19 protein-coding genes and 1 pseudogene are annotated in these 21,330 nt (G+C 57.1%); 9 read left to right on the forward strand and 11 right to left on the reverse strand.

The features are described from left to right. Window positions 1-280, reverse strand: a pseudogene (locus tag BM035_RS03905) (transposase); the annotation flags it as partial. Between the two features lie 280 nt (window positions 281-560). Here BM035_RS03905 and BM035_RS03910 point away from each other — a divergent pair. Continuing rightward, window positions 561-1,681, forward strand: a protein-coding gene (locus BM035_RS03910; protein WP_085986435.1) for an IS3 family transposase whose coding sequence is annotated in 2 segments (ribosomal slippage) — window positions 561-819 and window positions 819-1,681 — 1,122 coding nt in all. Because the reading frame shifts where the segments join, the coding sequence is not laid out codon by codon here. A 505-nt stretch (window positions 1,682-2,186) separates the two neighbouring features. Next, on the forward strand, window positions 2,187-3,737 hold the full coding sequence (locus BM035_RS03920; RefSeq protein WP_008173682.1) for a hypothetical protein: 1,551 nt from the start codon (window positions 2,187-2,189) through the stop codon (window positions 3,735-3,737). Window positions 3,738-3,924: 187 nt separating this feature from the next. On the opposite strand, the gene BM035_RS23275 is transcribed toward BM035_RS03920, so the two are convergent. Beyond that, on the reverse strand, window positions 3,925-4,377 hold the full coding sequence (locus BM035_RS23275) for a transporter substrate-binding domain-containing protein (protein ID WP_008171098.1): 453 nt from the start codon (window positions 4,375-4,377) through the stop codon (window positions 3,925-3,927). Between the two features lie 30 nt (window positions 4,378-4,407). Further along, the gene (locus tag BM035_RS23280; protein ID WP_008171097.1) at window positions 4,408-4,731 is read right to left on the reverse strand and encodes a substrate-binding periplasmic protein; all 324 of its coding nucleotides are present in this window, start codon (window positions 4,729-4,731) and stop codon (window positions 4,408-4,410) included. Window positions 4,732-4,992: 261 nt separating this feature from the next. On the opposite strand from BM035_RS23280, the gene BM035_RS03935 reads away from it, so the two are divergent. The 3 genes from BM035_RS03935 to BM035_RS03945 all read left to right on the forward strand — a co-directional run bounded on the left by BM035_RS03935 (window position 4,993) and on the right by BM035_RS03945 (window position 7,420). Further along, the gene (locus BM035_RS03935) at window positions 4,993-5,589 is read left to right on the forward strand and encodes an exopolysaccharide biosynthesis protein (RefSeq protein ID WP_008171095.1); all 597 of its coding nucleotides are present in this window, start codon (window positions 4,993-4,995) and stop codon (window positions 5,587-5,589) included. Window positions 5,590-5,658: 69 nt separating this feature from the next. Next, entirely contained in the window at window positions 5,659-6,315 is a 657-nt protein-coding gene (locus BM035_RS03940; RefSeq protein WP_008171094.1) for an SDR family oxidoreductase, read from the forward strand. Between the two features lie 217 nt (window positions 6,316-6,532). Further along, window positions 6,533-7,420: a chemotaxis protein gene (locus BM035_RS03945; protein ID WP_092030390.1), complete on the forward strand. Its 888-nt coding sequence runs from the start codon at window positions 6,533-6,535 to the stop codon at window positions 7,418-7,420. Here the strand turns inward: BM035_RS03945 and BM035_RS03950 are convergent. The 5 genes from BM035_RS03950 to mqo all read right to left on the reverse strand — a co-directional run bounded on the left by BM035_RS03950 (window position 7,417) and on the right by mqo (window position 14,997). Beyond that, window positions 7,417-8,280, reverse strand: coding sequence for a hypothetical protein (locus BM035_RS03950; protein ID WP_008171090.1), 864 nt, complete (start codon window positions 8,278-8,280; stop codon window positions 7,417-7,419). The genes BM035_RS03945 and BM035_RS03950 overlap by 4 nt on opposite strands. A 47-nt stretch (window positions 8,281-8,327) precedes the next feature. Next, window positions 8,328-9,998, reverse strand: a complete 1,671-nt coding sequence (locus tag BM035_RS03955; protein WP_008171088.1) for an acetolactate synthase large subunit — start codon at window positions 9,996-9,998, stop codon at window positions 8,328-8,330. A gap of 48 nt (window positions 9,999-10,046) precedes the next feature. After that, window positions 10,047-12,071, reverse strand: a complete 2,025-nt coding sequence (locus BM035_RS03960) for a hypothetical protein (protein WP_039881863.1) — start codon at window positions 12,069-12,071, stop codon at window positions 10,047-10,049. A 55-nt stretch (window positions 12,072-12,126) separates the two neighbouring features. Then, window positions 12,127-13,359, reverse strand: coding sequence for an ATP-grasp domain-containing protein (locus BM035_RS03965; RefSeq protein WP_008171084.1), 1,233 nt, complete (start codon window positions 13,357-13,359; stop codon window positions 12,127-12,129). Window positions 13,360-13,515: 156 nt separating this feature from the next. Beyond that, complete coding sequence (gene mqo, locus BM035_RS03970; protein WP_008171082.1) at window positions 13,516-14,997, reverse strand: malate dehydrogenase (quinone); 1,482 nt, start codon at window positions 14,995-14,997, stop codon at window positions 13,516-13,518. Between the two features lie 328 nt (window positions 14,998-15,325). Between mqo and nhaD the strand changes: the two genes are divergently transcribed. Together nhaD and BM035_RS03980 are read left to right on the forward strand one after the other, a co-directional pair. Continuing rightward, entirely contained in the window at window positions 15,326-16,576 is a 1,251-nt protein-coding gene (gene nhaD, locus BM035_RS03975; protein ID WP_053113081.1) for a sodium:proton antiporter NhaD, read from the forward strand. A 9-nt stretch (window positions 16,577-16,585) separates the two neighbouring features. Then, the gene (locus BM035_RS03980) at window positions 16,586-17,569 is read left to right on the forward strand and encodes a calcium/sodium antiporter (RefSeq protein WP_175497335.1); all 984 of its coding nucleotides are present in this window, start codon (window positions 16,586-16,588) and stop codon (window positions 17,567-17,569) included. A 25-nt stretch (window positions 17,570-17,594) separates the two neighbouring features. On the opposite strand, the gene BM035_RS03985 is transcribed toward BM035_RS03980, so the two are convergent. Continuing rightward, a complete protein-coding gene (locus tag BM035_RS03985; protein ID WP_092030392.1) occupies window positions 17,595-18,359 on the reverse strand; it encodes a lysophospholipid acyltransferase family protein in 765 nt (254 codons plus the stop codon). 214 nt (window positions 18,360-18,573) lie between these two features. Between BM035_RS03985 and sorT the strand changes: the two genes are divergently transcribed. Both sorT and sorU read left to right on the forward strand, forming a co-directional pair. Next, entirely contained in the window at window positions 18,574-19,800 is a 1,227-nt protein-coding gene (gene sorT / locus BM035_RS03990) for a SorT family sulfite dehydrogenase catalytic subunit (protein WP_053113083.1), read from the forward strand. Between the two features lie 58 nt (window positions 19,801-19,858). Beyond that, window positions 19,859-20,179 carry a SorU family sulfite dehydrogenase c-type cytochrome subunit gene (gene sorU, locus BM035_RS03995; protein WP_053113084.1) on the forward strand — a complete coding sequence of 107 codons (321 nt, stop codon included), beginning with the start codon at window positions 19,859-19,861 and terminating at the stop codon, window positions 20,177-20,179. A 32-nt stretch (window positions 20,180-20,211) separates the two neighbouring features. On the opposite strand, the gene msrB is transcribed toward sorU, so the two are convergent. Both msrB and msrA read right to left on the reverse strand, forming a co-directional pair. After that, window positions 20,212-20,637 (reverse strand): peptide-methionine (R)-S-oxide reductase MsrB, encoded by a 426-nt coding sequence (gene msrB, locus BM035_RS04000; protein WP_008171070.1) that lies wholly within the window; start codon window positions 20,635-20,637, stop codon window positions 20,212-20,214. 11 nt (window positions 20,638-20,648) lie between these two features. Then, complete coding sequence (gene msrA, locus BM035_RS04005; RefSeq protein WP_092030602.1) at window positions 20,649-21,302, reverse strand: peptide-methionine (S)-S-oxide reductase MsrA; 654 nt, start codon at window positions 21,300-21,302, stop codon at window positions 20,649-20,651. Window positions 21,303-21,330: the final 28 nt, after the last annotated feature.

A 21,330-nucleotide genomic window follows, 5' to 3' on the forward strand; every position in this document is an offset into this window, starting at 1 on the left:
ACTCCTTTGCGAAGAACACTGCCGCTTCGCGCAAAAAATCACGCTCCTTCTTCACGCGGGCCAATTCTCGCTTGAGGCGGGCAACCTCTTCGTCTCTGGGGGAACCAGAGCCTTTAAAGGCCTTATCCGTTTCCTCATCCGCTTCTCTGCGCCACCGGGATAACAGGTTGGGATTGATGCCGATCTCTAAGGCTACCTGGCGACAACTCACACCGGGTTGCCGGGTTAAGGCGATGGCTTCGCGTTTGAACTCTGGGCTATATTTTCTGCGTCTGGACATGAACACTCCTTTGGCACAGTGTGCCTCTTTTTAGGAATGTCCGCAGTAACGGGGTAGAACCCCACCAGCTGAAGGAGAAGCAAGACCTATTGAGAAGGGAATTGACCAAAGCCCAGATAGCAGAGCTTATTAAGCTTGAACAAGCTTTACCGTATTGGTTTTGAGAAGTTAAAAATCTAGCTTTGCAGCCAAAGCAGCGCCCTTATGGCTGCTGACCTGCTCCCCTCTAGCTTAACCGTTTTCAGCTTAGTAATGTTCATCACAGCAGAGGACGATGAACATGAAAAAGCGATTTTCAGAAGAGCAGATCATCAGCATTTTGAAGGAAGCCGAAGCCGGCTTGGCGGTGAAAGAGCTGTGCCGCAAGTACAACATTTCTGACGCCACCTTCTACACCTGGCGCAAGAAGTTCGGCGGCATGGAGGTTTCAGAGGCACGCCGGTTGAAGACTGTCGAGGATGAGAATGCCAGGCTCAAGAAGCTGCTGGCTGAGTCTCTTCTGGACAACGAGGCCCTGAAGGCGGCCCTCAACCGAAAGTACTGACCGTCGAGAACAAGCGCGAGGCCGTGCGGGCGATGCAGGAGCAAACGCCGATATCCCAGCGCAGGGCCTGTTTTCTCGTCGGGTTATCCCGCGCTTCGTTTCACTATCGCTCCACCGTTGCTGCTGGTGACAGTGCGCTCACCGAGCGCATTTCGGAACTGGCCCATGAACGCCGTCGGTTTGGTTATCGACGGGTTCATCAACTGTTGCGACGGGAAGGAATCGATGTGAATCATAAAAAGGTTTACCGGCTGTATCGGGAGGCCGGTCGGGCCGTGCCGAAACGCAAGCGCCGAAAGGGTATCGCCATGGAACGTCAGCCACTGGTGTTGCCGGAAGCTCCGAATCAGACGTGGTCCATGGATTTCGTTATGGACGCGCTGGCGTGTGGTCGGCGGATCAAATGCCTGACGATTGTTGATGACTTCACCAAGGAATGCCTCGACATCCCCGTAGCTAACGGAATCTCGGGTGACCAGGTTGCCCGCACTCTGGATGCCATAGCCGCCTTCAGAGGCTACCCTCAGGCTGTCAGGACAGACCAGGGGCCGGAATTTACCAGTAAGGCTCTGGATCAGTGGGCTTATGACAACCGGGTGGAGCTAAAGCTGATCCAGCCCGGAAAGCCGACTCAGAATGGCTTCATCGAAAGCTTCAATGGGCGTTTCCGAGACGAGTGCCTGAACGAACACTGGTTCCGGGATCTGGCCCATGCCAGAGAAGTCATCGGTAACTGGCGACGAGACTATAATGAAAACCGACCCCATTCAGCGTTGAGCTACCAGACACCACTGGAGTTTGCGGCTGGCTACCGGACTACGGAAAAAGGGTCAAAATTAACCGACATTACTAAGTAGTGAGTGGTTTAGTGATTGGGGGCAGGTCACTGCAGGCAAGCCTGTACGCACATTTACAATTCAGAATTGCAATTGAGGACTGCGTTGGCTATAACTCGGGTTAACTACAAAAAGTTGACTTTGCCACGCCTCCAAGTTAAAAGGCGTCACGTCTGATGCGCTGCATTGCCAGCGAAAGGTCACTCATCGAACTAGCAGGGAGCTGTCATGTTAGCTAACAAACGTAGGACTCTCTGGAACACAGATTCCAGACAGTGGTCGAAGCTTCCCAATTTTGAGCAAGAAGTCTCACGCGAACTGGCCGCTCGCCTTGTCGACCAAGTAAGCCGCCGGTTGAAGGACGATGAGGTCGAGGAACGAACTAAACCCTACCGCACTCCGGTAACGGAAGAAGAGCTGAGATACACAATCAGGTAGTAGCGAAGCGCTATCGTTTGGATCAAAGATTTCGAAGGGTCGAGCTTTATCAGTCGGCCCTTTTTCTTTTTGAGAATCAGGGATTGATATGGCCAACACTCCTAAAAAGCTAGAAATTCATAAATTCGACAAAGCCAGCCCCCTTCACAAGCTGCCTGATTTTCGTCAGAAAAATTATCTAATTAGATACTTGGCTGATTTAGGCGCTCAAACTGTCCTTGAAGAACCGAATTATTTCGATCGAGATTATCTTGCAGAATTTGCAGCTTTCTATTGCAAAAGCACTGCGGGTTACCCCAACACTTGCCGAAGGCTGCATTTCTTCGCTGGGGCAGCGTTTAATCGCTCCACGCTGCGATCAGCAGCAGCAGGCCGTGAGCGCGCTATTAAACGTCTTCAAGAAAATTATCTTGGGTTCGTAGTGATCCGACCAATCCCCGCAACCCCGTTAGGGAGGACCGTGCTGGCTTGGTACGAAGATTTGAAGCCCGAAACCCCACGGGTAGTTACACCATCTCGCGACTACCACGCCCACGTTGCCGGAATCAGATTGACGGTCCACGGTCTTGCGTGGCAACAACAGGACACTGGCGTCGGAGCCTGTGCAACTGTCGGGCTGTGGTCGATGCTGCACTCATCTGCCTTCGATGATCACCACGCTATTCCGACGACCGCAGATATAACTCAGGCAGCACATCAAACAGCTTCTATGGGAGATCGAGTTTTCCCATCCTCAGGGCTAAGCATCGAACAAGTCCGCGAGGCAATTAAGGAACATGACCTGTCACCCATAGTATTCAACGGTGACCTTGCGGCAGTTGCCGGCGTTAAGGGTTTCAGCATTGAGCGATTTTCAAGCTCTTGCGCTTCTTTGATCAGATCAGGGTATCCTGTATTGATTGTCGGCCAACTTGGCACTGCTGGCCTGCATGCCGTATGCGCCGTTGGCTTTAGATCTTGCCCTCCAAGCACAGTAGCATCCGGCCAAATAAATCTTCAGGACTCCCATATTCCCAATTTGTACATTCACGACGACAACATTGGACCCAGCGCAAGATTGAAAGTTGTCAACAAGGGGCCGACCGCCCCTGTAGAGCTCGTTCCTGACAGCCCACCATCACTGACCAAACCAGCTTTACCGGACCCCATTGGCGATTACCCCCCTTTCACACCACACCTACTCCTGGTAGCCGCACACAACGATCTGAGAACTTCTCCAGACACACTGCATAGGTGCGGCATTACAACAGCAAAATACTTGGCTCAGATACTTCAGCTCTACTATCAAAACACTGGGAAAAGCTCTCCAGGCCTTACGCTGAGTACTCGATATCTTAAGCTGTCAGAATATATGACCTATGAGTTACATGGACTCCTCAAAGATCGCCCTCAAATTCTGGCGAGGGTGCGGCTACAATTGGCAGAAAAAGTACAGCCAATGAGCCTTCACTTGGGAATTGTGCGAATAGGTCTAGACGATGCCACTCCGCTGGCGGACATTCTCTACGACACAACCGATAACGATCGAAATCATCCAGCATTTGCACACGTATTTTACGCTGATGCTATTGGAGCTTTTATGAGCAGCCTGCATTCACAAGGCGTTTTAGATTTAGGAGTAGGGGTTTCTGCGTGTTAAAACTGGCAAGTGATAAAGAATGATTGGGGGCATATTTGGGGGCACATTTACTATATAAAAAATTAATTTTTATATTTTACATTGGCTTAGGTATTTTTTTCGGTTGTCGCCGTCCCAAACAACCAAGAGAAAGCCCCTGATTTCAGGGGCTTTTTTCGTTACACGCTGTCCAAAAGTTTTCCGAACGTCAACGCATAGCCAAAGGGCATGCGCCCATACCCGCCTGCGCCTCAGCCAGCCAAGAATCGCCGGTACCGCAAACATACCGATTCACAATGGCCGCAAAGGTCCCATCGTCCAGCATCGCTTGCAGCACACGATCAAAATCCGCCACAAACTCGGAACTGACCGATGCTTTGGAGAAAACGAAGAACGCGGGTTTATTAGAGACAACCATCGAGCTGGGCGTAGTCGTGCCCGACAATCCCAGCGCCTGAATTTCGTACAGGCCAGTTAGCCTGCTGGCAACCACGCCATCCACCCGGTTCCGGGCCAGCATTTTCCAGAGCGACTCTCGGCGGGAAAGATACTGAATGTTTTTTTCGTAGTCGGGATTCTGGATGAGGGCACTGTATTCATCACTGTAGGACACATGAATCTGGGCACCAAGCCTGAAACCCGATTCCAGCAACTGCCGCAAGCCATTCAGCTCGAACCTGGACTCGTCAGATCAACGAATAAACAGGATATTGGGTGATACCAGACCGACCACTTCGGAGTAATGGGCATACTCCTCTCGCTCCGTAGTCCGGTAGGCGCCGGAGAGCATATCCACATGCCCGTCACGCAACTCCCGAAGCGCCCTGGCCCATGGCATCTTCTGGAAGGAAAGTCCGCAGCCCAGGCGTCCCATGGCCTCACGGACCAGGTCGGCATCAATGCCGACCAACTTACCCTCCTGAACCATGAAATAGGGCGGATCATCGTCCCAGCGCAGTGAGATGTCGCAGTCCCCATAGCTTGGGGCGGAAAAACAGAGAATGAACGCGAGCACCAAAGCAGATCTGCGCCGTGCGGGCGTCAAAAAATGCGGGTGCAACAACTTTGAGAACGGCAACCCGTTGCTCTGGCCTGGATACATCTTTGATGCCGCCGAGGAGGGGAGGTCTAATTAATATAGACTAATTAGTCAGGCACTCAATATTCTGAGCGGCAACGCCCGGGCTAACTCCCTGTCATCTTGTGTTCATGCACTCGTTGCCCAATCAAGGTAGTGTCTGCAAAACCTGTTCAATAGGAGACCACGAGCACCACCATGAACCAGCCAGACGATCCGGCCAGTCTGACAGAACTTCTGGAACGCCTTCGCGCAAACACCGGGGGACAGGTTCAGGTGTCTGTGGGCGATGTACTGGCAGCTGTTGGTGAACGTTCCTTCGGGCCGATGGTTCTGATCGCCGGCGTAATCACCCTGGCCCCGCTGATAGGTGATATTCCGGGAGTACCGACGCTGCTTGGTCTGATGGTGCTACTCACCCTGGGGCAACTGATTTTCCAGCGCCACTCGATATGGATTCCCTCAAAGCTGGCGCGCCGGAACATCGAAAGAGAAAAGCTTGCCAGGGGGCTGGACTGGATGAACAAGCCCGCCCGATTTGTGGATCGATGGACAAAACAAAGGCTGCTCTGGCTGGTTCGCGGGCCGGGGCAATACGTTATCGCCATCATTTGCATGGCCGTAGCGGCTGCCATGCCACTGATGGAAGTGATTCCATTCAGCGCCAACGGTGCCGGAATCGCCCTGATGGCGTTCGGCCTCGCCATCGTGGCGCGGGACGGTCTGCTTGCCCTGGTGGCAATCCTGGCGACCGGCGGCACCGCCTGGTTCATCCTGAATAACCTCCCCTGGTAGGCAGCACCTCCGGCAGGGATCGCCAGAGACCTGTGCTACTGTTGAGCCTCAGCCACAAGGAATACAAACATGACCATTCTTATCACGGGCGCCAATCGCGGCATCGGCAAGGGCCTGGCCGATGAATGGAGAGAGGCGGGCGAGCATGTCATCGGCACGGCCCGCAGCGAACCGGGCATGGAGGTGCTGGATGTCGCCGACCCCGCCAGCGTGACCGCGCTGGGCGAGCGCCTCGAAAATCAACCGATCTCAACCCTGGTCTGTAACGCCGGCATTCTGCTTGATCGCCATGAACAGCTGGAAGGCGGCTATCCGCCAGAACTCTGGGCGGAGCACTTCCAGGTCAATGTGACCGGCGTATTCCTCACCATACAGGCGCTGCTACCCAATCTCAGACTGGCATTGGCCGGGGTCGGCACCCCGAAAATCGCCATCATATCCAGCAAGCTTGGATCCCAGGCTTCTGCCGGTGGCGGCCGGTACATATATCGTGCCTCAAAAGCGGCGGCGCTCAATCTCGGGCGAAATCTGGCCGTGGACCTGCGTGAGCAGGGCATAGCCGTGGGCATCTACCACCCGGGCTGGGTGGCCACGGACATGGGCGGCAGCGACGCCGAGGTATCGGTTGAACAATCGGTTGATGGCCTCAGGCGGCAGATTGATAGCCTCACCCTCGCCGAAACCGGCTGCTTCAAGGCCTGGGACGGCAAGGACATGGCGTTCTGAGGGCACACTGGTATGGCAACACAAGGCCTCGCGCGGAGTGTTTCTGTCACCATTTGAAACAATCCTTCTGAACCCCGATTCACGGTAAAGCTGCTACTATTGCTACATACCTCAGGCTTATTGGCTTGGCAGCGTCCGCCCGCCAGACAGCCTGCTGAATCCAATTCTTGAAAAGCTCCTGCGGCAGGGGCTTTTGCGTTTGAAAGGACCCGGTTGTATGTCCAGCAAAGCGAAGCAGACCCAGAAACTTCTGCTGTTCCGGCTTTCCGGCGAGCGTCTGTTCGGGATCGGAACCCTGAAGATCCGGGAAATCCTGCCTTTCATGCGGCTGACGAAACTGCCCCACAGCCATCACGCCGTCATCGGCACGGCCACCTTCCGGGGTTCCGCCGTTCCGGTGATCGATATGGCTGCCGCGGTCGGCTATCCGCCGCTGACGCAGGAAGAACGGGAAAAAGCCTCGATTATTGTCACGGATATCCAGCGCCAGGAGATCGGTTTTCTGGTGCGCAGCGTGCAACAGATCATCGAGACTGACTGGAAATCGGTGATGCCGCCACCCAAAGCCCTGGGCAGCAAGGCGTTTATCACAGGGCTGCTGGACGTGGAGGGCGATATCATCCAGCTGCTGGATGTGGAATTGCTGTTGGCGAAGGTGTACCCGGAATCCCTGGACACCCAGGAGGTGGTTCTCACGGATGTGCAGAGTGAGACGCTCAAGTCCCTGAACATTCTGATGGTCGACGATTCCCAGGTGGCCCGTAAGCAACTCTCGGACGTGCTGGACAGCAAGGACATCCCCTACCAGGTGACGTCGAATGGTGATGACGCGCTGCAGATTCTGCTGCGCGACCATGAACTGGGCCGGCCCACGGACATTCTGGTCAGCGATATCGAGATGCCGGGGCTCGATGGGTACGAACTGGCGTTCAATGTGCGGGACAATTCAGCGCTGAAGCAGCCTTACATCATCCTGCATACGTCACTGAACAGTGAGATGAGCCTAAGCTATGCCAATCAGGTGGGCGCCAACGAAGCGCTGACGAAATTCGATGCCGAGGAGCTGCTTCAGGCCATGCTGCGAGGCGCCGCGCAAGCCCGCTAAAGTCTGAGCTGCTCGATAAATTCGTCCGCGTCAGCGCGCATCTCAGCCAGCCTCTGCTGCCACTCCTCCCGGTAACGATTCAGCGTTTCCTCACTCAGGCGCGTGAAGCGTTCGCCGGTTTCGGCCACGGTGCGGCTGGCACTGGCGATCGATTCCATGGTGGGCTCGTTCAGCTCATCGGCCTGGCGATCCAGATCCCGGGCAGCCTGCTCCAGAATCACCCGGTCCTCTTCCGGTGTCGGCTCACTGTCTTTCAGGGCGTCTTCCACCGAGCGCTCAAGCTCCCGCATGGCTTCCTGCAACTTCTTGCCGAACGCCTCCATGGCGCCCTCTGCCTCGCGGCCGATTTCCTCGGAGTAGGCTTCCAGATCCCGCGCCAGCTGCTCCATCTGCTGCTCAAAGTCATCCGAAGACGATGAGAAACGGGCGCTGAGCTCGTCACCGAGCCGGCTGAGCTCGCCCATGATGCTGCTGAACGGGGAAGGATTAAGGATGGCCTCGCCAGTACGGTCGTAATCCACCAGCCACTGATCCTGGAACCGTACGAGATAGGTGACCAGCTCCAGCCGCTCACCTTCGGTTCCGGCTTCGGCCGGCAGGCGGGTCACGATAGTGGCTTCGCGATCTTCAATGACGACCCGGCCGAAGGATGGCACAGCGTCGGTCCAGCTACGCTTGTAACCGTCGAACGCGGTGGCTTCTGCCAGGGTGGAGTATTCCATCACATCACCGGCGTCGTTCTCGGCCATGGCCTGCCAGAAGGCCGCCGCCACTTCCTGGGGTGTCTCGGGGTTGCTGCAACCGGCGAGCAACGTCAGTGTCGCGATGGCCACCAGGCCGCGAAAAAAGGAACGGATCATTGCAGTGCTACCTCGGGTTCATCATCCATGGACGCATAATACACCCCTCAGAGTTTGCAGGTCAGTTCCGCCAGCTCCTCATCAAACACCCGTCGGTTTTCACTGTAATCCACGGGCACGTCCACCACATGAACACCGCCTTCAGCCAGGGCACCTTCCAGGGTTGGCCGAAGGTCCTCTGTGCGGGTCACGCGGTGACCCTTGGCGCCATAGGATTGGGCATAGGTGACAAAATCCGGGTTGCGATAATCCAGGCCGAAATCGCTGTAGCCTTCCTGGCCCTGCTTCCACTTGATCATGCCGTAGGCACTGTCATTGATAATCAGGACCACCAGATTCAGGTTCAGTCGAACCGCCGTTTCCAGCTCCTGGCTGTTCATCATGAAGCCACCATCGCCACAGATCGCCATCACTTTCAGATCCGGATACAGCATGGAGGCCATCATGCCGCTGGGCAAGCCGGCGCCCATGGAGGCCAGGGCGTTGTCGAGCAGTACCGTATTGTTGTCGTAGGCGCGGTAATTGCGGGCAAACCAGAGTTTGTACATGCCGTTGTCGAGCGTGATGATGCCGTCATCGGGCATTACCTGGCGCACATCATGAACAATGCGTTGGGGGATCACCGGGAAACGATCGTCTTCAGCTCGTTCCTGCAGGTGCGCATCCACCGCCTCCTTCACCTCCATCAGGCGGGTGAAATCATGGTTGGCGCACTGGCCACAGTTCTCGGCCATGTATTCCACGCTGTTGGCGATATCCCCGACAACCTCGTGCTGGGGGAAGTACACCGGGTCCACGTCGGCCGCACTGAAGTTCACATGAATGACCTTCTTGCCGCCGGGGGTCATGAAGAAAGGTGGCTTTTCCACCACATCATGGCCCACGTTGATCACCAGGTCGGCGCGGTCGATTGCACAGTGAACGAAGTCCCCGGCCGACAGGGCAGCGTTGCCCAGGTAGCGCGGATGTCGCTCATCCACCACGCCCTTGCCCATCTGGGTGGTGAAGAACGGGATGCCGGTGACATTCACGAGATGCAGCAACGCCTGGGAAACCCGTTTCCGGTTGGCGCCGGCGCCGATCATGATCAGCGGATGCCGGGCCTCGCGCAGCATTTCGCACGCCATTTCCAGGCTTTTCGGGCTGGCCGAGGGCCGCCGGGCGTCACTGGGTTTGAAGATATGGGTATCGGATTCGGGCGCCTCATCGGCGATGTCCTCCGGCAGCTCCAGATGCACGGCACCCGGGCGCTCTTCAGAGGCCAGGCGGAAAGCTTCCCGAACCTTGGCGGGGATGGTGTTGGCATTGCTGATTTGCCGGGTGTACTTGGTGAGCGGACGCATCAGGTCCACCACATCCAGAATCTGGAATAGCCCCTGCTTGGAGGACTTGATGGGTTTCTGGCCCGAGATCATCATCATGGGCATACCGCCCAGCTGGGCGTAGGCGGCGGCAGTCACGAAGTTGGTGGCGCCGGGCCCGAGCGTGGAAAGGCAGACTCCCACGCGCCCCGTCAGGCGGCCGTAGGTGGCGGCCATGAACCCGGCAGCCTGTTCATGGCGGTTGAGGACCAGCTGAATACTGGAGGTCCTCAAAGCCTCAAGGAAGGCTAGATTCTCCTCACCGGGCACCGCGAAAATGTATTCAACGCCTTCGTTTTCCAGCGCCCGGATAAACAACTCGGCCCCATTACGGGCCGGGGTCTGTTCGTTGGCCATGGCCTTCCTCTTGATCTGTGGATTCCGGGTGATCGGCAGGTTCCGGGATCAATCGGTTATGGGCGGCTCCGCCTGCAAAGCATCCGCCGGCACGCGATCCAGACCCCAACTGCGATACACACCCTCTGTTACGCGCCGAAGGGCATCCTCGTTCACTTCCGCAGGCTCCCCCCGCTCCAGGGGATCGTAATGGAAGATGTACAGTCGCGATGTGAACTGTTCGAAAGGCAGCGACGACTCGCCAAAACGCTCTCCGTTGCCCGAGGTACTGACTTTGACTCCATCGCCCCAGTTCTGGCCGCTGTCGTTATTGGGATTGAAGAAATAAATCCGCATCTCACCTTCCGGGTCGAGCGCGGCCCGGAGAATGGTAATGGCGTGCCAGCCGATAAACCGGGCGGCACTGTCGGTCACTGCAATACCCGCAGGCTGCGGGTGGATCAGCGGCTGATTGCCGTTGTAGTAGGGGTGATAGCTGGCATAGAAATGCCGGATAAAGCCTTCCAGATCATGCAGCTTGCCAGTGGCCACATCCACGTTAATAGCAAATCCGCGCCCGGCAGACCAGCCGTGGAACTCCGGGTTCACCCATTTGTGGGGATCGCCCTGGCGGCCGACGCACAACCGGCCCATCTCCACATAAATGCGGTCCAGATGCGGCACTACAACCAGGGAGACAGGATCCAGATCGAGGGTTACCTCGGACGCGACACCGCCGACACTGCGGGCCGACGACACCGGCTGGCCTTCAAAGTGAATGACGATCTCATTGTCTCGGGCAGCCCAGGCAACCATCTGCAAGAGATAATCCGGATCGTTATAGGCCCACATCGAGAGAGCACGGGCCGACTGGCAGGTAGGATTGTTGCCCTGCCCCACGCCCAAAGGCTGGCCCAACATGTTCAACACGCCCTGAATCAACCAGGCATTGGGTTGCGGTTGGTAGCCATAGGCCAGTTCAAGTCGCTCCCGCGCATGGGGGCACAGAGAGAGCCGTGCCTGGCGCCACAGACCCGGCGCAACAGGAGGTTGATAAAGAATACCCCGCTCCAGCAGTAGCGCCAGGCCGTAGATGCCCTGTGCCGTTTCCGGATAGATACCTTCTTTAATCAGGGTGTGGACCAGCTCCCGATAGCACATCAGGCAATCCCGGCCGGTACTGGACAGCCCCAGCGCCTCGCTCAGCAAGGTGTCCTGGTCCAACAGGATGAAACGTATGAACGAGGCATGGTAAGGCGAGACCAGGCCGGTATCGTGCATGGAACGCGCAAACCCGGTGGCTTCGTTCTGCAGGGCCTGGGCGTCCATGGTTTCCAGCCGCTGCTCGTAGACCACGGTTCCGGGGTCTTCACTGCAGGCCCGGGTGGGCCCATAGAGGCTGGAGATCAACCGGTCGGCACCGCGCCCGGCACTGCCCAGATCGGCCTGCGGATCGGCCCGGCAAAGGGCAATCTGGGTAATCATCTTGCGTACGTCCGATACCTGGATCGGTCGCTGTTCAAGGATGCGCCAGATCTCCTCGATCAGACTATCAATGACATGTTCGTAGCCGATGTGGTGGGCCACGTACTGCACAAGGTTCTGGCTGATCAGCGCGAGCTTGCCCTGCTCCCGCTCAGCCTCGCCGGTCATGCCAAACAGCAGGCCGAGGTTGATGGCAAGAACCTGGGTCAGATAGTGGTGGGCCTGTTCAGCCGACACCGAAGGGTGCAGATAGCTGCCCCGGGCGACGGCAAGCAGCCGCAATTCGCTGAAGGCCTCAATGACGACGGTATCGGCATTCTGGCTCTGCAGCGAATAGGTTGTCAGCGTGGGAAGGAGAATACCGGGTTCGGCCCAGTCGGTGCCGGCAAAGACGCCCGCCAGCTCAAGGCGCTCAGCGCGCTCCTCGATGATCCGGCAGCCATCCGGCTGCAGCAGGACCCGGCGGGCAATATCCAGCACACGCGGCAGTTTGCCGGCCTTGGTAAAAGACCGGCTTTCTTCCAAAGCCTGAATGGCGTCATCCAGGCGTTGAGCCAGCTTGTCAATGTTTACAGCTGGCGCTGCGCTGCCCGATTGGTGATCGTTCAAACGATAATCCTCAGGGCCTGGCACCAAACCCGGTTGTTGTTAATGCTTCTCCTGATTATACATAGAAATCGAGGTCTTCCTGATGTTTCAGGAGGTCCCGCATGACATAGGGGTCTTCACCGAAGAAATACACCAGCCCCCAGTGGGTACCGAAAGCGGTACGCTTGGTGACCGTTTCTTCAAGCGGCGCAGTCAGCTCGTGAGACTCGAAATACTCGTGATTTTCGGTCTCCTCCGGGATTTCCAGCTTGCTGACAACCCGGCGGCGCGGATACACACCGAAACAACCGGCGTAACCCTTCGCATCCACCACTTCCTTCGGGAAGAAGGCCTTGATTTCCTCTTCCGTGGTCTTCGGGTCAAAGGCCAGGATCATGCCCTGATACGCGTTGAAACCATAGGCACGCTCAAGCAGCTCGAATACCTTGAAGCCCGGTGGACGATAGGCCACCTCGCCAAAGTACATGGTCCGGTCGCTGGTCACGAAGTACTCCGGGTGGATAAACCCGAATTCGATATCGAAGGTCTTGATCAGCTTCTCGATTTCGCCGCGAATCTGGTCGCGATACTTCTCCAGGTCCGGTGTTGCGGGCACAAATACCGAATAGCCCAGCGTCACGTACTCGGAAATGTTCAGGAAGGCGATCTTGCCGTTGTGAATCCAGGCCTCGACCGCAAACTCCCAGCCATCCAGGTGCGACTCCATCAAAACCGGGAATTCTTCTTCCGGGATGGTATCGACTTCATCAGGCGTACGGATCACCCGGTGGCCAAGGCAGCCGGCCTTATCAAAGGCCTTGAGGTGAATCGGATCGTTGGGGTCACCATCCAGTTTCAGCAGAGTCTGGTTAACCCGCTTGAGGAACCGGATAACATCACCCTTGTCGTGCGCTTCCTCGAAGATACCCACCCGGATACCACCGAGCTGGGCACGGCGTTTCATCAGGGCCTTGTCACGCAGCAGCATGGCCTGACCGAACAAACGAGGCTTGTCCATCAACACCGAGTTAATGGCACCTGCCCACTCCACAGTCTCCTCAAACAACGGGATGGCAACGTCTACGCCCATCTCCTTGAGGGTCTGCGCAATTTCTACCGAACGGTCATTCAGGCGCTCAAAATTCCAGGGCACGTAGGGAATGTCATGCTCTTCGCAATAGGCTTCGGCCCAGTCCGGTGCCACGACAACATACCGACGATCGAATTTGTCGGCCGCTTCAACCGCATTCAGGCTCCAGCCCAGTAATGCAATATACCCTTTCTCAGGATTGTACTTTTGCTCACTCACAGGCTCTCTCCTTTCATAAGGGTTGACTTATAACCCTACGCATTAGCTGTGAAATCGCAAATTTCGCCCCCATTTGAAACGCAAAAAGCACTACGACAGCCGGGAGTGAATCCAGCAATCGCAGTGCCTTAGGCTTTCTTAGATCGATTGGGAATATCAGCCCAGTTTCAGGGTCGACAGGGTCCTCTCGCGAACTTTGGTAAGCAGTGCTTCGTCCTCTACCAGGGACTGGCCATAGGACGGAACAAGCTCTTTCATCCGTTCCTGCCACTCCGGCGTCTTGATCTTCTCCGGGAAACAGCGCTCGATCACGTTGATCATGGCATTGGCTGCGGTGGAGGCTCCGGGCGAAGCACCCAGCAGCGCCGCCAGCGTTCCATCTTTTGCCGCCACAATTTCGGTGCCGAACTCAAGCTTGCCACCGCCACCATCGACCTGCTTGATGATCTGAACGCGCTGGCCGGCCATGCGCAGTTGCCAATCCTCTTCCATGGCGTCCGGGAAGAAGTTGCGCAGCGATGCCACCCGGTCACCGTGGGACTGGAACACTTCCCCGATCAGGTAGCGGGTCAGGTCCATGTTGCTCTTGCTCACCGAGAGCATGGGCTTCAGGTTGGTGGGCTTCACCGAACCAATCAGATCAAAGATCGAGCCCTGTTTCAGGAAGCGGGTGGTGAAACCGGCGAAGGGGCCAAACAGAAGGGCCGGCTCGCCATTAATGATGCGGGTATCGAGGTGCGGTACCGACATGGGCGGTGCCCCGATCGGCGCCTTGCCGTATACCTTGGAGTTATGCTGCTTGACGATGTCGGGCTTGCCACACACCAGCCACTGACCGCTCACCGGGAAGCCACCGTAGCCACGGGCTTCGTCGATACCGGATTTCTGCAGCAGCGGCAACGCGCCACCGCCGGCGCCGAGGAATACGAAGCCGGTCTCGAGCTTGGTCAGCTCGCCGGTCTTCTGGTTCTTGACGCGGATCTTCCATCGGCCGTTGTCCCGCTGGTCGATGTAGTGCACCGGTGAGCTGAGCATCAGCTCGAAATTCGGCTGGGTTTCCAGCCAGCTCACCATGCTGCGGGTAAGCGAGCCGAAATCCACATCGGAACCGTGCTTGATCCGGGTCGCGGCAACCCGCTGCATGGGGTCCCGGTTATTGACGATCAGCGGCATCCATTCCTCGAGATCCTTCGGAGACTCGGTGTATTCCATGTCGCGGAACAGGTGATGGGCACTCAGGCGTTCATAACGGCGCTTGAGGAAGGCCACATCCTTCTCGCCCCAGACAAAGCTCTGATGCGGTGTGCGATTAATAAAGCTGGAGGGTTCGGGCAGGATGCCCTGCTCCACAAGGTAGGACCACAGCTGCAGTGACACCTCGAACTGGGCGTTGATCTGCAGGGCCCGATCGATGGTGACATCGCCATCACCGGTCTCGGGAGTGTAGTTAAGCTCACAGTATCCGGCATGCCCGGTACCTGCGTTGTTCCATCCGTCTGTGCTCTCATGGGCAACGTGGTCGAGACGCTCCACCATGACGATGTCCAGGGACGGATCAAGCTGCCTGAGCATCATGCCGAGAGTGGCGCTCATGACGCCACCGCCGACCAGCACTACGTCTGCCTGTCTAACGGCCATTGGTTTTCACCCTAGCTAGTGTTGAGCCTTTTGCCCTCTCACGATCAGCAAGAGAGCCTGTCGGAAGCCGGCCGGGCGCGAGGTAAACGGCGCCGCCGTCTGCTTCCGGTCTGAATGTGCGCGCAATTATCCCGATTTTTGCCGGGATAATAAATTGCGATTGTCAATCGTTGCGTCTTTCTTCGGCATCTAGTTGCTTCAGGGGCAGATACGTGCACTTACGAACAGTGGTTTGCTACGGGTCAAAGGTCTAAAATCCAATCCGCCCACGTGATCTGTCTGGCCGGCTCAGGCCTCCACTTTGACAAACCAGGACGGGATTTCCCCAATGTCTGCCCTTGATGCGTTTCTGATTATGCTCGCGGTTCTGGCACTGCTTGGCGTCATATTTGAAGAGGTCATCCACATCAACAAGGCCAAGGTAACGCTGTTCTTTGGCACCATGAGCTGGATGCTGCTGTTCCTGTTCAGTGATAACGCTGGTGAAACGTCTGCCATTTCCGATGGTCTGTCCGAGAGCATCGCCGAAATCGCCGGGCTGTGGCTGTTTCTGGTCGCAGCCATGACGTTTGTCGCCTACCTGAACAAGAAGGGTATGATCGAAAACGTGATTTACCTGATCATGCCGAAGCAGGTAAGCGAGCGACGGCTACTATTCCTGACCGGTCTTTTTTGTTTCATTTTCTCCTCTTTAGCAGACAATATCACCGCCACTTTAGTCTCATGTTCGCTGATTCTGTCTCTGGATCTGGAGCTGAAAAAACGTATCCAGTTCGTCACGCTGGTTGTGTTTGCGGTCAACTCGGGAGGCGTTTCTCTGATCACCGGCGACGTCACTACGTTGATGATTTTCCTGGCGGAAAAGGTTGAAATACTGACCCTTCTGACCCTGGCCATTCCGGCCTCGATCACCGTTTTCATCCTTGCGGTTTTCCTGTCGCGAGGGCTCACAGGAACCGTGACACTGCGCTCCAACACCACCCCGGTGCGACGGGTGGACGCGATCATCAGCGGGCTGTTTTTGTTAACAATCCTGAGCACCATTGCCGGTAATGCCCTGTTCGGGATTCCACCGGTACTGACCTTTCTGTTCGGCCTGTCCATCATGTTCCTGGTGTCTCGATTCATGAGTGACGACTCCGATCTGGACCCGATTCTCGAGTACATCCGCATCATCGAGTTTGAAACGCTCCTGTTCTTTCTCGGCATCCTCCTGCTGGTGGGCATGCTCAAGGAGATCCATGCGCTGGATTCGCTGGTGGCGATTTACGACATCCTGCCGCCGCTGTACGCCAATTACCTGATGGGCATCTTCTCGGCCGTTATCGATAACGTGCCTCTGACGGCGGCCCTGCTGAAGGCCGGCATCGACATGAGCCCCGGCGAGTGGATGGGCCTGACCTATGCCGTGGGTGTGGGTGGATCGCTCCTGGTGATTGGCTCAGCCGCCGGTATAGTGGCAATGAGCAAGATTCCGGGGCTGACCTTTGCCGCCTATATGCGGTATCTTGCACACCTTCTGGCGGCCTATACCCTGGGCTACGCCGGTGTCTACATGCTCGGGCGTTTCATCAACTGAGGTCTATCTATGCTAATGGCATTTGGCGCAATCATCGCCGGCCTGGTCCTCCTGGTCTGGAGTGCCGATAAATTTGTGGAGGGCGCCGCGGCGACCGCCAAACATCTCGGCATGCCCACCCTGCTGATCGGCATGGTGATTATCGGTTTCGGTACCTCGGCACCGGAACTGGCCGTGTCTGCCATGGCAGCCTCCGATGGCAATCCCGGGCTGGCACTGGGTAACGGCTATGGCTCCAACATTACCAACATTGCGCTCATTGTCGGCCTGACAGCCATCATCGCGCCCATCGCAGTGCACTCTCAGGTAATCCGTAAAGAACTGCCGCTGCTGATCGTGCTCACCCTCATTGCCGGCGCCCAGCTGCTCGACGGGCAACTTTCACGTATGGATGGCTGGGTGTTGCTGGCGGTATTTGCAGTGGTTATGGGCTGGTCAATCTTCCAGGGCCTGAAAGGCAAGGCAGACCCCCTGGCCGGTGATGCCGACGCCGAGATCATTGCGCACCCCATGCCCCTGAAAACCGCCGTGATCTGGCTGGTAATTGGCCTGGTACTGCTGATCGTCAGCTCCCGGATGCTGGTCTGGGGTGCCGTGACGATTGCCCAGAGCCTTGGAGTCAGCGATCTGGTGATCGGTCTCACCATCGTTGCCATCGGCACTTCCCTGCCCGAACTCGCCTCGGCTCTGGCCGCGGTCAAAAAGAACGAACACGACCTGATCCTGGGCAATATTCTGGGGTCGGGCATTTTCAACACCCTCGCCGTGGTGGGTCTCGCGGCTGTTATCGAACCCCTCGCGGTGGACCCGGAAGTGCTCTACCGTGACTGGACGCTGATGCTGGCGCTCACGGTGGGTCTGTTCCTGATGGGTTACGGGCTTACCGGATGGCGAAAACTGGTGAGCCGTGTGGATGGTGGCATCCTGGTGCTGGTGTACGTGGCCTATACCGGCTATCTGCTCTCCACGGTGGTGGCTGCCGGTACGGCCTGATCTGCGTGCCGATGTGAGGCCAGCGCTAACCGGCTTCACCGTCTCCCAACAGCTCCGTCAGCCTTGCGCGCACCTCGGTCATGACTTCGTCCAGGTCGGCTTTGGTCTTACCGGCCGTATCCAGCGGTTCTCCTACCCTCACATCCACCGGCTGCCCGAGGTTGATCTGCCAGGTGCGGGCCGGTAAAACACGGTGGATACCCCGCACGGCCACCGGCACGATCACCGCCTCAGTATCCAGCGCCAGGTGAAAACAGCCTTTCTTGAAAGGCAGAAGCTTTCCGTCCGGCGAGCGGGTTCCCTCGGGCGCGGCCCAGAGCACGATTCCGCTTTCCATCATCGCCCGGGCCTTCTCCAGATCCCTGACTGCACGTTGCCGATTGGAGCGGTCTACTGAGGGGAATTCCGCTGCACGCATGGCCTGCCCCAGCAGCGGGATACTGAACAGCTCCTTTTTCGCCAACATACGGATCGATCCCGGCAACGATACGAAGGTGACCGGAATATCATAGTGGCTGGCATGGGTGCACATAATGATGTACCGGCGCCCGTCGCCGAAATCAGGCACTTGCCCGCGTACGGTGAGGCTGGCACGAACCAGTCGTAACAGCGAGGCCGACCACTCGCGGCAGTATTTGTCGACGATGGGCCGGTTCAACCTCCCGAACAGCGCCCTCAGCAAAACCAACAGGGAAAAGAGTGCTGTCAATCCGACACTGCCCAGAACCACACCCGCCCGCCGAAGAAGCGTTGCTGACTCCGTTAGCGGATTCATCTTCAATCGAATCATCTCAGCTACCCTTCTCTGTTTCCCGGGTTCGTTCGCGGCCTCGTTGCTGCGCGTTCAATAGGGGGCGAATTATAGCGACTGAAAAACCCGTTGAATAACACACAAAAGTATTGATTAATTTTTGACCATTATCTATAAGGTATAAGGATATAACCGCGAAGAATTGAAAAAGCAGTCCCACCGTCCGACGACAACCCTAAGAAGGAGACGGATAATGAAGCAGGAATCAGCGCTGATGCGCGGCCCGAATGACCCGGGCCTTCAGAACCCCTCCCGCCGCACCCTGCTACTTGGCAGTGCCGGCGCCATGGCCGCGGTAAGCGTGCTGGGATTTACGCCCCTTGCCAAAGCCGATGAACCAAAATCACTCCCGGATTACGCCGCCTGGAAAGAACGCAACGCCCTGATTGTTCACAGTGCAAACACGATGGAAACCCAACGGGGGGCCATCGGCAATGGCGTTATTACCTCAAGTGACCGCTTGTTCGTTCGTAATAACCTGCCCGCGCCACCAGCCTCGGTAACCGATAACCCCGATGTCTGGGAGGTGCGGATCGAGGGCGTGAAAAATCCCCGAACCCTGACGGTCGGCGACCTGAAACAGATGGGGGTTACCACCGTTGCCTCCGTATTACAATGTTCCGGTAACGGTCGCGCCTTCTTCCCCCATGGCGCGAGTGGTACCCAATGGTCTGTTGGCGCTGCGGGCTGCATCATGTGGACCGGTGTACCGCTGAAAGATGTTGTGGAGGCTCTTGGCGGCCCTGTTGACGGTACACGGTACATCACCAGCACCGGCGGCGAGACACTTCCCGACGGCCTGGACCCGAAAACGATTATCGTGGAACGTTCCGTTCCCACCCGTGCCATGGAAACCGCATTGCTGGCCTGGGAAATGAATGACGAGCCTCTGACCCACACGCACGGTGGCCCGCTAAGAATGGTTGTGCCGGGTTACTACGGCGTGAACAACGTGAAGTACGTCAAGAACCTTGCCTTCACCGAAAACCAGACGGACGCCAAGATCCAGGCTTCAGGCTACCGGGTTCGTGATGTCGGCGTGAAAGGCGCCCCGGATCAGCCTTCCATGTGGGAAATGAACGTCAAATCCTGGGTAACATCGCCTCTGGAAAGCGGTCAGAACGGTCGCAATATGATTTATGGCGTCGCTTTCGGTGGCACTGTTCCGCTCGAAAAAGTCGACGTTTCAGTGGATGGTGGTAAAACCTGGAAACAGGCTCGTTTCCTCGGACCGGACCTTGGCCCCTATGCCTGGAGGCCGTTTGTCCTGGCAGCGGATCTCGCGGCCGGAGAGCACCGTATTGTCAGCCGGGCGACCGACGTGCAGGGCAACACCCAGCCTGAGGGTCGGACCGAGAATGAACGTGGCTACGGTCACAATGGCTGGAGCGACCACGGAGTCACGGTTGCCATCAGTTGATCATTGGCGGAGCCGACCCGGGAGTAAGGCGGCTCCGACCTATCCGGAAAGCAATGATATGAGAAAAACTGCAGTACTGGGCGCCATAGCTCTGATCGGACTGTCGCCCCTGACGATGGCCAGCGACTTTGACAAGGGGAAACAGGTATTCACTCAGGAGGCTCAACCTTCCTGCACCATATGCCACACCCTGGCGGACGCCGGTTCGGCTGGTGCCATCGGCCCGGATCTCGATGAACTCAAACCCACGATGGAACAGGTGGTCAATGCCGTAACCAGCGGGGTGGGTGTCATGCCGGCGTTCAACGAGTCGCTGTCTGAGGAACAGATAAATGCGGTGGCCCACTACGTGGCGACTGTGACAGGCGGCAATAAATAGAATCGGGGGCCCTGCGGCCCCCTTTTTTCGTCTCAGGCGTTTTCCTGAAACACCATGGCAACCGAGTTCAGGCAGTAGCGCTGCCCGGTTGGCGGCGGGCCGTCAGGAAAGACATGGCCGAGATGGCTGTCGCAACGGGGACAGCGGATTTCGGTGCGGGTCATGCCAAGACTTGTGTCCTCAATGTATCGGATATGCTCCGGATCAAAGGGCTGGAAGAAACTCGGCCAGCCGGTTCCCGAGTCAAACTTCGAGTCCGAGCTGAACAAAGGCAGATCGCAAAGCCGGCAGTGGTAAACACCGGCTTTTTTGTTATCCAGCAAGGTTCCGCAAAACGGATGCTCGGTGCCATGGTCGAGCAGCACGCGCCGCTCTTCCGATGTCAGATCCGCAGCTTTCTCCTCAACCTGTGCTTCGTTTAGTGGTGTCAGGTCATAACCTGCAGCGGAAACTCCCATAGTCTGCCTCCTCAGGCGGTGCTGCCTGCGTCGTTGTCTGTAAATTCCGGCTTCAGGCGATCAGGATAGCTGTCTACAAGCTTTTCCATTTTCGGGGCGGCCACGGCCATGATGTATGGCTGGTAGGGATTCCGGGCAGCAAAATTCTGGTGGTACTCTTCTGCCGGGTAAAATGCCTCCAGCGGCTCCAGCGTGGTCACTATCGGATCCGGGTACACTTCGGCCTGATTGAGCTGGTGGATGTAGGCCTCGGCTACCCGCCGCTGTTCGGCAGTCTCGTAGAACACAGCCGAGCGGTACTGGGTGCCCCGGTCGTTGCCCTGGCGGTTCAACTGGGTGGGATCGTGAGCAACCGAGAAGAACACCTTTAGCAGTTCGCCAAAACTGACCCTGGCAGGATCATAGTGAACATCCACCACTTCTGCGTGGCCGGTAGTACCTGAGCATACGGCCTCATAATTGGCAGAGCTGGCGTGACCGCCAGCGTAACCGGACTCAACCCTGGTTACGCCATCGATGGCCAGGAAAACGGCTTCCACACACCAGAAACAGCCGCCAGCCAGCACGACACGCTGTTCGCCCTCGGCCGCAGGCAGGTCCTGTTCAGGATCGGGAAAACGGCTACGTGGTACGTTGAGACCCGGGATACTGCAGGATGTCGTCATGGTAACCTCTGCGTTCGAATTATCTGCC

This window comes from Marinobacter sp. DSM 26671 (assembly GCF_900112835.1).
In the GTDB taxonomy this organism is placed as follows: Bacteria; Pseudomonadota; Gammaproteobacteria; order Pseudomonadales; family Oleiphilaceae; genus Marinobacter; species Marinobacter flavimaris.